Origin of the sequence: Hyunsoonleella aestuarii (assembly GCF_006148925.1) — a bacterium.
GTDB lineage: Bacteria > Bacteroidota > Bacteroidia > Flavobacteriales > Flavobacteriaceae > Algibacter_D > Algibacter_D aestuarii.
In genome coordinates this window covers 1455337-1472214 of sequence record NZ_VAWB01000001.1, presented here as the reverse complement: position 1 = coordinate 1472214, position 16878 = coordinate 1455337, and the positions used below count along the sequence as shown (strand labels likewise).

Sequence of the window (16878 nt, the reverse complement as noted above, 5' to 3'; positions counted from 1 at the left end):
TTGTATTTTTCAACCTACTATGAAAGCCTTCATTTACATTATTTATTTATTTACTTTTTCATTATTCGCTCAAGAATCTATTGAAACCACACTACTAAAATCAACAGAATTAAATGCTGAATCCCTTATTTCAATTGATAATTTTGGAACGGTTTATTACGTCAATAACGATGTCTTTTACAAAAAAAATGAAAGCGGTATTATAACCTACAATAATCTTCAGTTAGGTGAACTTAATACTGTAAATGCTTTTAATCCCTTGAAGATAAACTTATTTTACAAAGATTTTAATACCATTATCGTTCTGGATAATCGCTTAGCTGAAATATCTAAAATGGATTTTAACACTATTCAACCTTATAAAAATATTTCGCATGTATCCACTGGTTTCGACAATACCATTTGGGTATTTAATATGGACAATCAACAACTGGAACTTTTTGATTACAAAAACAAAACCACCAGAGCACAAAGTCTTCCTATCCAATCAAACGTATTAGATTTAAAAAGCAATTACAATTTCTGTTGGCTACTTACTGAAAACTACCTTTATAAATATAATTACTTTGGAAGTTTAATTTCAAAAATAAAAAATGATGGCTTTACAAAGTTTTATGTAAACAGCGGTGATGTTATCCTTCAAAAGTCGAACAGTCTTTATCTTTTGCATAAAGCCTCAGAAAACCTGAGTCCTGTAAATGTGCCAAATTTGTTGATAAATCAGTTTTTTGTAACCAATGAAACCTTGTATATTTACGATTCCAAAATTCTATTTGAATACCAAATAAAAATCGAATAAAACTATGCACATTGCTATTGCGGGAAATATTGGGGCAGGAAAAACAACACTCACTAAATTACTAGCAAAACATTATAAATGGGAAGCACAACTTGAAGACGTTGTAGACAACCCATATCTGGATGATTTTTACAACCAAATGGAACGATGGAGTTTTAATCTTCAGGTATACTTTTTAAATAGTCGTTTTCGACAAGTATTACAAATTCGAGAAAGCGGAAAAGATATTATCCAAGATAGAACTATTTACGAAGACGCGCACATTTTTGCCCCCAATCTTCACGCTATGGGACTTATGACAAATCGCGATTTCGAAAATTACAGATCTCTTTTCGATTTAATGGAATCTTTAGTTCAAGGACCAGATCTATTAATTTACCTAAGGAGTTCTATTCCTAATTTAGTAGCTCAAATTCATAAGCGTGGCCGCGATTATGAAAACTCTATAAGCATTGATTATTTAAGCAGATTGAATGAACGTTACGAAGCATGGATACACGGTTACAATAAAGGAAAGTTAGTAATTATTGATGTAGACAAACTTGATTTTGTAGATAACCCTGAAGATTTGGGCAGCATAATTAACACTATAGATGCCGAAATCAATGGCTTGTTTTAATACAGCCGTTTTCTGAAAATTTTTAAATATTTTTTTAACATTTCTTTAATAAGGGTAACTTAGTTTTAACTTGTCTTTAGGAAAGAACAAAAGATGTTTATTCCTATTTTTGATAAATATCATTAATAAGACTTTAAAGGCGTGAGTAAACAATAAAAATGTTTTTCTCCTAAATGATTTCAATATGAAGAAACTTATTTTACTAATTACCTTACTTGTTTGTACAATTGGTAATTCCCAGATACTAGAACCTATTAAATGGGCTACATCAGTCGAAAAAATATCTGATAAAGAATATAAACTTGTAACCAAAGCAACTATTGAGTCTGGTTGGCATTTGTATTCTCAAAACGTTCCTGAAGACGGCCCAATCCCAACTACTTTTGCATATAACCATTCCGATGGGGCCTTCAGTTTAGTTGGTAATACAATTGAAGAAGAAGGACATACAGTAAATGATCCTGTATTTGAAATGAAAATTAAGTTCTTTGAAAATACAGCTACTTTTGAGCAGAATATTAAACTAAAGGATGACATTTCAGTAGTAAATGGAACCGTAGAGTTTATGGTATGTGATGATACCCGATGCTTGCCACCTACGGACGTAGATTTGATTTTTCAATTAAGCGGTAATTCGTCATCGGTTAATAACGAAAATGAGAATACTGGTTTAAACGTTGACAACAGCGCCATAAATAAATCATTATATGGTATGAATCCTGATGACATAAGAACTTCGGATATCAAATGTGAAAATGAAGTTTTAAGCAACGCGTCTAATGTTAAGGATTCCGGAAAGTCGCTTTGGAGCATATTTGGTCTTGGGTTTTTAGGTGGGCTTTTAGCTCTATTAACACCATGTGTGTTCCCTATGATTCCTTTAACCGTTAGCTTTTTCACAAAGAGCAGTGGACAAAACAGAAGTGCAGGTATTTCAAAAGCGCTACTGTATGGGTTTTTTATTTTTGCTGTGTACATTATATTAAGTGTTCCGTTTCATTTACTAGATTCCGTAAACCCCGATATATTGAATGAGATCTCAACCAATGTATGGCTAAACATTATTTTCTTTGCCATTTTTATGTTTTTTGCTTTCTCATTTTTTGGTTATTACGAACTTACTTTACCATCTAGCTGGACAACAAAGACCACGCAAGGTGAAACCTCTGGAGGTCTTATAGGCATATTTTTTATGGCGCTTACTCTAGCCATTGTTTCATTCTCATGTACAGGACCAATTTTAGGTTCTTTACTGGCTGGATCACTAACTGCCGATGGAGGCGCATGGCAACTTACTGCAGGCATGGCGGGATTTGGGGTCTCTCTCGGACTTCCTTTTGCATTGTTTGCCATGTTTCCAAATATGATGAATGCACTACCAAAATCTGGTGGATGGCTTAATACAACTAAGGTTATTCTGGGTTTCTTAGAATTAGCGCTAGCATTCAAATTCCTTTCAAATGCCGACTTAGTAGCGCACTGGAATCTTTTGAAAATAGAACCTTTCTTAATCATCTGGATTTTAATATTTGCAGGACTAGCACTTTATCTTTTCGGTAAAATAAAATTTCCACACGATTCCCCAATTAAAAAATTATCATTCTCTAGAATAGCTGGAGGCATCTTGGTGGCTTCGTTTGTAATTTACTTGGCTTCTGGTTTTCGAATAAATAAAGAAACTAAAACGTTCACCCCGTTAACACTTCTTAGTGGTTTAGCACCTCCTGTGGGTTACAGTTTTTTATATCCTAATGATTGCCCTAATAATTTGGATTGTTTTAAGGATCTTAAAACAGGCATTGATTATGCTAAAAAAGTTAACAAACCTATTATGTTAGACTTTACAGGATATGCTTGTGTAAATTGCAGAAAAATGGAAGAACATGTTTGGCCTTTGCAAAGTATAGACAATTATTTAAGAAATGACTATGTTCTCATCTCCCTTTACGTCGATGATAAGAAGGCATTGCCAGTGACTGAACAGGTTGAAGTAAATAGAATTAATGGTGGAACCAGAAAACTGGAAAGCTATGGTCACAAATGGGCAAACTTTCAAACACAGTTTTTTAAAACAAATTCACAACCCTATTATGTTTTACTTAATTCGGATGGAACTGAAATATTGAATCAAGCTGTTGGTTATACTCCAGATGAAGAAGATTATTCTAATTTCTTGGAATGTGGTTTGGAGGTTTTTAAAAATACTGATTTAGCAAAAAAATAATTTGATTTATTTTCAATTGAGGTAATTATGATATATTCAAAAGCAGGACAAACCATAAACCTCGAGGCTTATTTTCAGCAATTTCGAGATAACATTGTAGGCAATAATCAACATTTTGAATCGCCTTACGGAAGAAAAAAAATCATTTATGCAGATTGGACAGCAAGCGGTAGACTCTATAAGCCAATAGAAGAGAAAATACTGAACGAAATTGGCCCCTATGTAGCTAATACCCATACTGAAACATCCATTACTGGTTCTGCAATGACCAACGCTTACCATGAAGCCAGAAACATTATTAAAAACCATGTAAACGCATCTAAAGAAGACGTATTAATTACTGTTGGTACAGGTATGACTGGAGCCATTAATAAATTCCAGCGTATTCTAGGTCTCAAACTTTGTGAAAACCTAAAGGAGAATACCCAAATTCCAGAAGAAAAGCGCCCTATTATTTTTGTGTCTCATATGGAGCATCATTCCAATCAAACCTCTTGGTTGGAAACTATTGCACGGGTTAAAGTAATACCATCAAATGATGAAGGACTACCATGTTTAATAAAACTTGAAACTCTATTAGAAGAATATAAAAATGTACCTATAAAAATTGCTGCCATAACTGGCTGTTCAAACGTTACAGGCATTAGAACAAACTACCATGATGTCGCTAAAGTCATGCATGAAAACAACGGTTTATGTTTTGTAGACTTTGCATGTTCTGCTCCCTATGTTAATATTGATATGCATCCAGAAAGCGAACTTGAATATTTAGATGCTATTACTTTTTCACCCCATAAATTCTTAGGTGGTCCAGGAGCTTCGGGGGTATTAATATTCAATAAAAAATTATACAAAAACCTAGTTCCAGATAACCCAGGAGGTGGTACAGTAAGTTATACAAACCCATGGGGCGATCATGATTACATTGACGATATTGAAACAAGAGAAGATGGTGGAACTCCAGGTTTTTTACAAGCTATAAAAATTGCGCTATCTATTCAACTAAAAGACGAAATGGGTGTGCAAAATATACTCAAAAGAGAACATGAACTCATTGATATTGTCTTTGAAAGGCTTTCAAAAATTAAAAACCTTAAAATTCTGGCACCTGAGCATAAAGATAGACTTGGGGTATTTTCATTTTATATTCATAATGTACATTACAATCTCATCGTTAAACTTCTTAATGATAGATTTGGCGTACAAACTCGTGGCGGTTGTTCTTGTGCTGGCACTTACGGTCACTATTTACTCAATGTAGACCAACTAACTTCAAAATCTATAGAAGAAAAAATTTTAGAAGGTTGTTTAATTGAGCGTCCAGGTTGGATACGTATGTCTATTCATCCAACCATGACTAACGACGAAATCCATTCTATTTGCGATGGCATAGAAGAAGTAGCAGTAAATCATGAGCATTGGGGTCAAGATTATGAATACAATGCCATTAAAAATGAATATATTCATAAAAGCAATAAGTCAATAGAAAAAGAAATTACTAAAGATTGGTTTAAACTTAAATCCTAAATTTAATTTTTTAACTAGCTATATTGAACTCTTCAAATTAAGCTATAAAACCATGCTGCTTTGCATGTTTTAAGGCTGCTTCACTATTTTCTACTAACAAAACTGGAACCTTCGTATAATCTTTATAGAGATTAGAAACTCTAAACATTTTCTTTTTATGATTAACACTCCTTAAATAGATTGCTAAAACTCTATTTGGAAAGGTCTCAACAATTTCCATATAAATATCTGGATCTCGTTCACCGCTGTCTCCAATCAGAATAAATTTTAGCTCTGGATAAACATTTAAAAGGTTAATAATTTCTTTCTGTTTTTGCGGTTTATCATTTTTACCTTTCTTAGAAAACGGGCGAGGAAAACTTCTTAAAATAATTGGTCCTTTTGGAAAATTATTCTTCTTTAAAAAATATTTTAGGTAACGATATAAATTCCAAGGACTATGACTTACATAAAATATAGGATTTGCCTCATTTCCGCTTTTACCATCATGTAATAAATGATAAAATTCAGGCGCTCCTTCTAACGGTAATCGCTTTCCTGCAGAACGCAACAATGTGTTAAAAGCAACCCGCCACTTTAAAACTGATGCAATACCCGTGTGTAAAATGGTGTCATCGATATCGCTTATTACACCAAATGATGCATTCTTTGAAGGAATAAGCATTTCACAAGGAAATTGGTTATTAGATTGAACGGTTCTTTTCAGATCTTGTTCATCATAGGAAAATACTAAAGGCACCCAACCCTCTTCATTAGTATATTGGCTAATGTCTTCAACTAGTTCATTAAATAAAAAATATCCCCGATTATCAGTTTTTGTTTCGAAAACAAGATCTCCTAACTTAACGTGAAGTTTGGTGTTTTTTATTTCATCCGTTTCAAAACGTTTCCACGCATTAAAAAGCAATTTAAAGGCTCCTTTCTGTTCGAGGTTAATACTCTCATCTTCAATTGCTCTTCCACGAAGATAGAGACGATTGGAATTGCCATAGGTGTGAAAAGCAATTATTTGAAGCGGATCATTCCTAAACATTAGGTTTTTATTTGAACTAAAAATACAAAAAACCACGCGTGAAGCGTGGTTTAAATTTTTCAAAAAAGAAATTTGAAAATTATTTAACTATCTCCTTTTCAACTTCCTTTATTACTTTTTTAGTTTTTAGTACATTTGAATCATCTTTTAAAGCATTAATCTTAGCTTTAACTTCAGCTTCTTTACCTTCAAACGTTTCATAAGTTGTAGCTGTTTCACCATTTTGAGTAGAAACAGTAGATACAACCGCTTTTACAGTTCCATCTTCATTATTATTCATTTCTACTTTTACTTCTTTAGAAACTTCAACCTGCTCTATAGTATCATTTTCAGAAAGATAAGCAGTAACTGAATCCGAAGATAACGCAATACTTGGCGCTATTACTAATGCCACCACAGACATTAATTTAAGTAATATATTTAATGAAGGTCCCGAAGTATCTTTAAATGGATCTCCAACTGTATCACCTACAACAGCTGCTTTATGAGCTTCTGTTCCTTTTCTACCTTCTTCTTCAATAGTTTTCTTTGCGTTATCCCAGGCCCCACCAGCATTAGATTGGAAAATAGCCATAAGTACTCCACAAGTTGTTACACCTGCTAGTAAGCCTCCTAACATTTCTGCACCACCTAAAAAACCAATTGCAACAGGAACGGCAATAGCTAGTAAACCAGGCAACACCATTTCTCTAATAGATGCTTTTGTAGAAATATCTATACATTTACTGTAATCGGCAACACCATCAGCATCATCAAATATTTTTCTATCGGCATCAGATGCTTTAGACATATCTGAATCATACTTGCGCATCACTTCTAATGCCGCATTTAATTGTGGAATATCTCTAAACTGACGTCTAACTTCTTCAATCATAGCCATGGCAGCACGACCTACAGCATTCATAGACAACGCTGAGAACACAAATGGCAACATACCTCCAACTAACAATCCAGCCATGATTTTAGGCTGTGATACGTCGATAGCAGTCACATTAGCAGTCTTCATAAAAGCAGCAAATAATGCTAAAGCCGTTAAGGCTGCAGAAGCAATTGCAAATCCTTTACCAACTGCCGCAGTTGTATTACCAACAGCATCTAATTTATCTGTACGTTCACGAACCTCACTTGGTAATTCAGCCATTTCAGCAATACCGCCTGCATTATCACATATTGGTCCATAAGCATCAACCGCTAATTGGATACCCGTATTTGCTAACATTCCTACCGCAGCAATCGCGATACCATATAATCCAGCAAAATGATGTGAAATCATAATAGCAGCAGCAATTAAAAGAATTGGAATCATTGTAGACATCATCCCTACACCTAAACCAGCAATAATATTTGTCGCAGCTCCAGTTTCTGATTGTGCAACAATTGAGTTCACTGGCTTTTTCCCTGTAGCTGTATAATACTCGGTTATTTTACCGACACCTAAACCAGCAACTAAACCAGCAATTGTTGCCCAAAATACACCCATAGCGCCGAAAGGCAAACCTTCCACAGATTCAGGGATTAAAGCATTAATGATAAAATAAGATGCCACAACCATTAAACCTGCAGAACCAAATTCTCCAATATTTAATGCTGTTTGTGGATTTCCACCATCCTTTACTTTTACAAAGAATGTTCCTAATATTGACATGATAATCCCTAAAGCTCCAAGAACTAGAGGTAAATAAACGGCACCTAAACCACTAAAATCTTCGGTTAGAATAAAAGCACCTAATACCATTGTTCCTATAATAGATCCCACATAAGATTCGAACAAATCAGCTCCCATACCAGCAACATCTCCAACATTATCTCCAACATTATCGGCAATAGTAGCTGGGTTCAATGGATGATCTTCTGGTATACCGGCTTCAACCTTACCTACTAAATCGGCTCCTACATCGGCAGCTTTTGTATAAATTCCTCCACCTACACGTGCAAATAAAGCAATTGATGAAGCTCCCAATGAAAATCCTGAAAGTACATTTAATACCATTCCTAAATTTTCATCTCCAGGCCACATACCTTGATATACAATAAATAAACCACTCAATCCTAAAATCCCTAAGCCTACAACACCTAAGCCCATTACAGCACCACCTGCAAATGCCACTTCTAAGGCACGTCCTAAAGATGTTCTTGCAGCTTCAGTAGTTCTAACATTTGCTTTGGTTGCTACTTTCATACCAATAAATCCTGCTAAAGCAGAACAAATAGCACCAATAATAAATGATACGGCAACCATACCACTAGATCCTACTTCCGATTCGCCTTTAAAATATAATAAGACAGCTACGGCAGCTACGAAAATTGCTAAAACTTTGTATTCAGCTTTTAAAAATGCCATAGCTCCATCTGCAATATTCTTAGCAATACGAGACATTTTTTCATTACCAACATCTTGTTTCGATACCCATCCGCTTTTTATAAAAACGAAAATCAAAGCTAAAACACCAAAAAGTGGCAAAAATTTGACTATTAATTCCATATTAGTTAGTAGTTTAAATTAATTATTTTTTAACGTCGCCAAAAATAGGAAAATCTAAGTGATAAAAAAAGCCACCTTAAATTAAAGATGGCTCAATTTTTTAACGATATATTATTAATCTTTCAATTAAATAGTAAATGTTCGTTTTTTCTTATGTTCACTTTCTTCATAACGTTTTACACACTGATGATAAATCTTTCTTGCCTCTTCAGCATTTCCCCAGCCACCGGTATCTACTTTTTTCTCTTCTAAATCTTTGTAAACTTGAAAAAAGTGTTCTATTTCTTTTAACCTATGTGGGTTCAAATCCATAATATCTCCTCTTTTACTCCAAACGGGGTCTGATACTGGTACACAAATAATTTTTTCATCTGGGCCTTTCTCATCTGTCATATGGAACACTCCTATTGGTTTAACTTCCATAACTACCATTGGGTACGAAGGCTCAGTACCTAAGACTAATACGTCTAAAGGATCTTGATCTAAGGCTAAAGTTTCTGGAACAAATCCATAATCACCGGGATACATCATTGACGAAAATAAAGTACGATCGAATCGAATCTTATGTAGTGTAAAATCATACTCGTACTTATTTCTACTTCCTTTAGGTATTTCTATTAAAACATCAAATGTCAGCATTTTTTTATTAGCCATATTCTTAAAATTTTGGACTGCAAAGATACTGAACACTCAAGCCTTAAACAAGAATATACTATGTATCTCAACAATTTTCACATAACCTTAATAACTAGCAAAATATTAGATAACCAAATGCGAAATTCACAAAAATTAACATAAATATTTATTACCTTCAAGCTTTTTATTTTGAATCTAACTAACTCAAATAATTATGAGGTATTATATTACATTTCTTTGTGTTATTATCTTTCTAAATGTTCAATCGCAAAATCAACGGTGGCAGGCTAAGTTTGAGCCCATTGATAATCTTCTAGCTCCACCTAATAGTTATCGTACAGCTAGTGGGGCTCCTGGAAAGGAATATTGGCAACAACGAGCAGACTATAAAATTAAGGTTGTATTAGACGAAAAAAACAACACAATTTCCGGAAAAGAAACTATTACCTATTACAATAACTCTCCAGATGATTTGAGCTATTTATGGATTCAGTTAGAACAGAACGTGAACAAAAAAGGTAATGAAGATTTTGGTAGTATTAATAATAGCTTAAAAGATGGAATAAATGTGCGCCAAATGCAATTTTTAACTCGAGCTATTGACTTTCCTGCAGGCTACACGATAAAATACATTAAAGATAAAGAAGGTGAGCCTATAAGATCTTTGGTAAATAATACAATGATGAAAGTGTTATTAGATTCTCCATTGAAATCTGGTTCATCCATGAGCTTTTCTATTGGCTGGTCCTACCCAATTACCGATAGAAGCATGTATTTACTATCTCGAGAAGGATACGAGTATTTCCCCGAAGATGGTAATACTGTTTACTTAATTGCACATTGGTTTCCTAGAATGGCGGTTTATAATGATACAGAAGGTTGGCAAAATCAGCAGTTTCAAAAGTTAGGTGAGTTTGCTTTAGAATTTGGAAATTATGACGTTGAAATAACCGTTCCAGAGGATCATATTGTAGCTTCAACGGGCAAATTAGAAAACGCAGAAAGTATTCTTACAAAAGTTCAGCTTGAACGGATGAATCTGGCTAAAAGTTCTTTTGAAAAACCAGTCATGATAATTACTGAAGGTGAAGCCATAGCCAATGAAAAAACAAAAGCTACTAAACAAAAAACGTGGAAGTACACTGCTACAAACGTTAGAGATTTTGCATTTGCTTCATCAAGAAAATTTATATGGGATGCGCAGGCTGTGAAGCTACCGACAAATACAGTAATGGCGATGTCGTTTTACCCTAAAGAAGGTTTGCCTGTTTGGCAAGAAGAATCAACAAAAGCCATAAAACATGCACTCGAAGTTTACTCTGAAGCTACTTTTGATTACCCTTACCCAGTATGTATTTCGGTGAACACCTCTAATATTGGTATGGAATTCCCGATGATAAGCTTTAACGGTGGACGTCCAAAAAATGGAAAAATAAGTGACCTAGCAAAACAAGGTATGATAGGTACTATAATTCACGAAGTAGGTCATAATTGGTTTCCAATGATTGTTAGTTCAGATGAACGAAAGTGGATGTGGATGGATGAAGGATTAAACACTTTTCTCCATCAAAGAACTGTGAGAGAACGCTATCCGGGATATAATCATATAACACCCAAAAGTATTACACCGTTTATGAGCGGAGACAAAAACATTTTACGTCCTATTATGACAACATCCGACAATGAATTATTTAGTCAGTTTGGAGCAAATTTTTATCTTAAACCAACTGTCGGCCTACAAATGTTGCGTAACTCTATTATTGGAAAAGAATTGTTTGATGCGGCGTTTAAAGAATATGCTAATAGATGGAAATACAAACACCCTAACCCATCTGATTTATTTAGAACTTTAGAAGATGCCACTGCTACTGATTTAGATTGGTTTTATAGAGGTTGGTTTTTTACAACCGATAATGTAGATATGGAATTGAGTAATGTTAAATGGTTCAAAGTTTATGAGGAAAACCTAAATATAGAAGATCAAAAAAGAAACCAGCAAGTTAAAATTGAAGGTGATAACGCAAGTGAAAACCCGAAAGACTTCTCTAATGGTCCAGAGACTATTACCATGAATACAACTCCAGACAAGGCTTATGGTGGATTTTTATCCAGAATTAATGAAACTGAAGTTAGAAAAAAATTATCAGGTAAAAATCTTTATGAAGTAACCATTAAAAACAAAGGTGGTTTAGTGATGCCAGTTAGTATAGAATGGGTTTTTACAGATGGTACGACAGAAATTGATAAGCTCCCTGCTCAAATTTGGCGTAGAAACGAATACGAAATAAAACAAGTTTTTGTAAAAGACAAAGAAGTAAGAAAAGTTAATCTTGATCCTAACTTTGAGTTTGCAGACACCAACATAAAAAACAATAGTTTTCCAAAAGTTAATAGTTCTTCAGAATTTGATTCGTTTAAGAATAAGCAAAAAAATAATTAAAAATTAGTAGACATGTTTACTCTAAAAAATTTATTATGTTTTTTAGTAAGCACTTGTATTCTTTACCAGTTACAAAGTCAGTCAAAAAATTCAGAAATTAATATTTTATTTGTCGGAAACAGCCTAACATATACCAACAACCTCCCACTACTGGTTAAAAAACAAGCAAAAAAACATGGCGTTAATATTAACACAAAAATGGTTGTGAAACCTAATTATGCACTACCCGATCATTGGGATGAAGGAAAAGTACAAAAACTAATTACCACTAAAGCTTACAAATTTGTTATTGTTCAACAAGGGCCTTCTTCATCAGTAGAGGGGAAGAAAATGCTTATAGAGTATGGGCAAAAGTATGATGCAATATGCAAAGAGAATGGAGTAAAACTTGTCTATTTTATGGTATGGCCGTCTTTAAACTATTATCACACATTTGAAGGTGTTATAAAAAATCATCTTACTGCAGCTGAGATTAATAAAGCTATTTTATGTCCTGTAGGTGAAATATGGAAAAAACATTTTGACACCACTAACACTTATGATTATTATGGTTCTGATGGGTTTCATCCTTCAAAAAAAGGAAGTGAAATTGCTGCTAAAGTTATTGTTGAGTCTTTATTTTGCAAATAACACTAATAAGTTTACTAATAAAACATGTTAAAAATAAAAGCCAAAGCTACCAGTCACACCAAACTTTCTAGCGTCTGGATATAAGATTTCATCTTTATAATTACCTCTAAAGTTGAAGTCAATTCTAAAGACCTTAAAAATATTACCAATACCAACACTGTATTCATAATAAGGTTCTTTAGATGGCGCCACTAATTGAAGGTTATTTGGGTTAGATGGCACGTCATTTAAAACTATGTTTTCAGCAGAAATGTCTGCAAGGACACCGCGAATACTCACGATTTCTCTTAAATTGAATTTACGCAAAAATGGAATTCTTGAAAATAAGCGGCCATTAAAATTATGCTCTAAATGAACCGACGTATAAGTGTCTGAAACAAATTCGTAAAAATCTAATTGGGAGAATGTGTTATAGATTGAAAAGTAGGTTTGATTCCCTGGAATAACACTTAACAAACCTAAAGGAACTTCTCCAAAAGTTTTGCCTGCTTCTATCGATGAAGTTAATCGTCCAAAACCACCCACCTGCCATGGTTGGATATAAGAGAACTGGACTTTAGTGTAGTCAAAATCACTACTAAAATAGCTTTTATCTCCTCGAGTAACTTGAGCAAATAATCTTGCAAAATCGTCGTTAGCTATTCTTCGTTCAACGCCATAACCCGTCATTTTTCGATTTGGGAAATACGAAAGCGACAAAGAAGTTTCAAATTGCTTAATTTCAGATTCAATACCATTTTCTGTATTATAATCTAAACTGAAAGTAGGTGAAGCAGACTCTAATGTCCTGTAGTTCGCTCCCAACCTAAAAATAAGGTTTCGAAAAGGTTCTGCTTCTATTGCTAAACTCGTTAAATTTATAGATGTTAATTTGTCATTAGCTCCAGTTCCCACAACTGCAGAAGACGCTAAACTCCTACCTAAAACATCTGTACTTGTAGTTAAACTAGCTCCAATTTGCTCAACATCTCTTCTATTCCCTCCAGAAATTATTAAACGGTTTTTTTTATCGAGGAGCCACTTCCCAGAAATACCGTATTTAAATTTATCATCTCTAAAGCCATAGGCTAAAAAACCTTCCACACGCCATAAGTCATTTCTACCAAAATAGGTGCGTCCACCAGTGCGTAATCGTAACCCTTCAACTTCATTAAATCCGAAAGTTGAAAAAATAGGTCCATAATCTAACGGAAGCGTATTAAACTCAATATAACCTGAAGCCAATATACTCCCTAAATTATATAGTCTTTTAAATTTTTTAACTGTTTTTAAAGTGTCTAACATTTTATAAACACCCTTTTCGTCTTTGTTAAGCGCCTCTAACCTATTTTCAGCCCAAAACTCATCATCCCTATCATATACATCCTTATCGTAATTATAAACTTCCGCATCATAAAATTTCTTATCCTTTTCTATGTCAAATTTATAATTATCATATAATGTTGTTCGTTTTCCATAGATACCCCTGGATTTTTCTTTTTTATTGAATGCAAAATCGGACATCATGTAATCTCGCTTCACTAGAAAAAGGGAGTCATTCAACATATCAAACTCCTGTTCAATATAAATCTCCTTCACCCAGTTAATATTAGCACTTTTGGAAGCTTGTAGATTAATTTCTTTTATGGCATAAGTAGAATCTGTTACCCAGAAATCGCCTTTAAAAGTGAGTTCATTCTTTCTTCTAGGATAATATATTATGTTATAACACCATTTATTATCTATAAATGCACTGTCGGACAATACATAGTTATATGTGTTTATTCCTGTTCTAGATAACGGACTAACAAAACTTTTATCAAAAAACTTTAAGTAATTGTCGTAAACATTAAAATCGGAATACAAATCGTCCACAAAATCAATAATTACCTGATTATCACTAAATCCAGAATTTTTATTCCCTTTGAGTTCATTCTTCTCCTTATTTAAAATATTATCACCATAAACTTTGGAAACAGCTTCGTTAATAAACATAGGTAGATAGGTTTTTCCAGTTACTCGAGAAGTATCGACCTCATCAAAAACAAACTCCATACCCCTAAACAGTCTACTTTTAATTAAAGCACTGTCTATAGTATTTATATCGAACTCTACCTTTTCATATTTATCGTACTCATACTGTTTGAACTGCTTAAGACCATTACTTCTTTTATTCTCCCAAATTTTTCTAAGAATATCAATTGCAGGATTATTTTTCTTTGATTGCTTACCAGATACAATAACTACTTGGTTTAATTGAGCCGCTTCCTCTTTAAGTGTAAACTTTAAATTGTAATTAACTTTTTTTTCCAAAGGAATTTTTAGTGTTTCAAAACCAATAAAAGATACAGTTAATGCATCCCAGGTTTCATCAGATTCTAAATAAAATCGACCATCCTCATTAGTAATAGTTCCCTCTGTCGAACCTGAAAATATAACATTGGCAAAAGAAATAGGTTCATTGAACTCGTCGAATACATATCCACTTACCTTGGATTGAGAAATCCCAGAAAGCATTCCGATAAAAAAAAAGGCAAAAAGTAATCTAATATTCATATCACAAAAAAACTTCATCAACAATCATGCTAATGAAGTTTATATAACGTAAAACTTGTTAGTTTATTTGTACAAAACTTTTTTAACTGCTTTAATTACATCTTCATGGTTTGGCAACCATTCTTCCAATAAAACTGGAGAATAAGGAGCTGGTGTGTCTGCAGTATTAATTTTAACAACTGGAGCATCTAAATAATCAAATGCTTCAGATTGCACTAAATAAGTAATCTCCGTAGCCACATTACCAAAAGGCCATGCTTCTTCTAAAACAACTAATCGATTTGTCTTTTTAACAGATTCAACAATGGCTTTTCTATCCATTGGACGAACTGTTCTTAAATCGATAATCTCGCAAGAAACACCTTCTTTTTCAAGCTCATCGGCAGCTTTGTAAGCTTCTTTGATTATTTTACCGAAAGAAACAATTGTAACATCAGAACCCTCACGTTTAATATCAGCAACACCTAAAGGAATAATATATTCCCCTTCTGGTACTTCACCTTTATCACCATACATTTGTTCGCTTTCCATGAAAATTACAGGGTCATCATCTCTAATAGATGCTTTTAATAGTCCTTTTGCATCATAAGGATTAGATGGCACAACAACCTTTAAACCAGGTGTATTAGCAAACCAATTTTCGAAAGCCTGAGAGTGCGTCGCACCTAATTGACCTGCAGAAGCAGTAGGACCACGAAATACAATAGGGCACTTAAATTGACCACCCGACATTTGCCTGATTTTTGCGGCATTATTTATGATTTGATCAATACCAACTAAAGAGAAGTTAAACGTCATATATTCAACTATTGGTCTATTGCCAGTCATGGTAGAACCTATAGCGATACCTGCAAAACCTAATTCTGCAATAGGTGTATCAATAACACGTTTAGCACCAAACTCATCTAGCATCCCTTTTGATGCTTTGTAAGCACCGTTATATTCAGCAACTTCCTCTCCCATTAAATAAATGCTCTCATCTCTGCGCATTTCTTCGCTCATTGCCTCACAAATAGCTTCTCTAAATTGAATTGTCTTCATTAAATATTTTTTAAATCGAGTTGCAAAAATAACAATAAATGGTATAAATTCTTTAAAAGAATTATGTAAATTTATTATGCGTGCATAGTAAAAATTAGAAATAAAATATTTAACTTCGTGCTCTCAATTTTAATCACAAATTTAAATCAATTATAATGAAAATTTTAGTGTGTATCAGTCATGTACCGGACACGACTTCAAAAATTAATTTTACAGAGGAAAACACCAAATTTGATAGTAATGGAGTGCAATTTGTAATTAATCCTAATGACGAATTCGGACTTACTCGAGCGATGTGGTTTAAAGAAAAGCAAGGTGCAGAAGTTACTGTAGTAAATGTTGGAACTTCCGAAACAGAACCTACGCTTCGTAAAGCACTTGCTATTGGTGCAGATGGTGCCATTAGAATTAATACACCTGCTACAAATAGTTTTTCTGTGGCAAAACAATTAGCCAATGTAGCAAAAGATGGTGCATACGATTTGATAATAGCTGGTCGAGAATCGATTGATTATAATGGTGGCATGGTTCCTGGAATGCTAGCTGCACTTATTGATGCCAATTTTGTAAATAACTGTATCAATCTCGACGTTGAAGGTTCTGACGCAAAAGCAACAAGAGAGATTGACGGCGGGAAAGAAACTGTTTCAACGACGTTACCTCTTGTTATTGGCGGGCAAAAAGGACTTGTTGAAGAAAGTGATTTACGTATTCCTAACATGCGAGGCATTATGATGGCCAGAAAAAAGCCATTAACAGTTGTTGAGGCTAATGAAACTAGTAAAGAAACTACTTCAATTTCTTTTGAAAAGCCTACACCAAAAGGTGCTGTAAAACTGGTAGCATCAGATAATATAGATGAACTAGTAAACTTGCTTCACAATGAAGCCAAAGTAATTTAAAAAAACATTT

Annotated in this window: 12 protein-coding genes; 7 read left to right on the top strand and 5 right to left on the bottom strand. The window is 33.8% G+C overall.

What is annotated here, in order from left to right; genetic code table 11:
- Positions 1–19 precede the first annotated feature (19 nt).
- The 4 genes from FEF17_RS06625 to FEF17_RS06610 all read left to right on the top strand — a co-directional run bounded on the left by FEF17_RS06625 (position 20) and on the right by FEF17_RS06610 (position 5169).
- Entirely contained in the window at positions 20–799 is a 780-nt protein-coding gene (locus tag FEF17_RS06625; RefSeq protein WP_139001558.1) for a hypothetical protein, read from the top strand.
- A 4-nt stretch (positions 800–803) separates the two neighbouring features.
- Positions 804–1418 carry a deoxynucleoside kinase gene (locus tag FEF17_RS06620; protein WP_139001557.1) on the top strand — a complete coding sequence of 205 codons (615 nt, stop codon included), beginning with the start codon at positions 804–806 and terminating at the stop codon, positions 1416–1418.
- A 184-nt stretch (positions 1419–1602) separates the two neighbouring features.
- Positions 1603–3642, top strand: coding sequence for a protein-disulfide reductase DsbD family protein (locus FEF17_RS06615; protein WP_139001556.1), 2040 nt, complete (start codon positions 1603–1605; stop codon positions 3640–3642).
- A gap of 27 nt (positions 3643–3669) precedes the next feature.
- Positions 3670–5169 carry an aminotransferase class V-fold PLP-dependent enzyme gene (locus tag FEF17_RS06610; RefSeq protein WP_139001555.1) on the top strand — a complete coding sequence of 500 codons (1500 nt, stop codon included), beginning with the start codon at positions 3670–3672 and terminating at the stop codon, positions 5167–5169.
- A 37-nt stretch (positions 5170–5206) separates the two neighbouring features.
- Here FEF17_RS06610 and FEF17_RS06605 read toward each other — a convergent pair whose 3' ends face one another.
- The 3 genes from FEF17_RS06605 to FEF17_RS06595 form a co-directional block, all read right to left on the bottom strand.
- Positions 5207–6202: an App1 family protein phosphatidate phosphatase gene (locus FEF17_RS06605; RefSeq protein WP_139001554.1), complete on the bottom strand. Its 996-nt coding sequence runs from the start codon at positions 6200–6202 to the stop codon at positions 5207–5209.
- 79 nt (positions 6203–6281) lie between these two features.
- Entirely contained in the window at positions 6282–8684 is a 2403-nt protein-coding gene (locus tag FEF17_RS06600; protein ID WP_139001553.1) for a sodium-translocating pyrophosphatase, read from the bottom strand.
- A 126-nt stretch (positions 8685–8810) separates the two neighbouring features.
- Positions 8811–9338, bottom strand: coding sequence for an inorganic diphosphatase (locus tag FEF17_RS06595; RefSeq protein WP_139001552.1), 528 nt, complete (start codon positions 9336–9338; stop codon positions 8811–8813).
- Between the two features lie 196 nt (positions 9339–9534).
- Between FEF17_RS06595 and FEF17_RS06590 the strand changes: the two genes are divergently transcribed.
- Together FEF17_RS06590 and FEF17_RS06585 are read left to right on the top strand one after the other, a co-directional pair.
- Entirely contained in the window at positions 9535–11760 is a 2226-nt protein-coding gene (locus FEF17_RS06590; protein WP_139001551.1) for a M1 family metallopeptidase, read from the top strand.
- 12 nt (positions 11761–11772) lie between these two features.
- Positions 11773–12390, top strand: coding sequence for an SGNH/GDSL hydrolase family protein (locus tag FEF17_RS06585; RefSeq protein WP_139001550.1), 618 nt, complete (start codon positions 11773–11775; stop codon positions 12388–12390).
- Between the two features lie 27 nt (positions 12391–12417).
- Here the strand turns inward: FEF17_RS06585 and FEF17_RS06580 are convergent, their stop codons facing one another.
- Together FEF17_RS06580 and FEF17_RS06575 are read right to left on the bottom strand one after the other, a co-directional pair.
- Positions 12418–14925 carry a DUF5686 and carboxypeptidase-like regulatory domain-containing protein gene (locus tag FEF17_RS06580; RefSeq protein ID WP_139001549.1) on the bottom strand — a complete coding sequence of 836 codons (2508 nt, stop codon included), beginning with the start codon at positions 14923–14925 and terminating at the stop codon, positions 12418–12420.
- Positions 14926–14988: 63 nt separating this feature from the next.
- Complete coding sequence (locus FEF17_RS06575; RefSeq protein WP_139001548.1) at positions 14989–15966, bottom strand: pyruvate dehydrogenase complex E1 component subunit beta; 978 nt, start codon at positions 15964–15966, stop codon at positions 14989–14991.
- A gap of 155 nt (positions 15967–16121) precedes the next feature.
- Here FEF17_RS06575 and FEF17_RS06570 point away from each other — a divergent pair, with 155 nt between their 5' ends.
- A complete protein-coding gene (locus tag FEF17_RS06570) occupies positions 16122–16868 on the top strand; it encodes an electron transfer flavoprotein subunit beta/FixA family protein (RefSeq protein WP_139001547.1) in 747 nt (248 codons plus the stop codon).
- Positions 16869–16878: the final 10 nt, after the last annotated feature.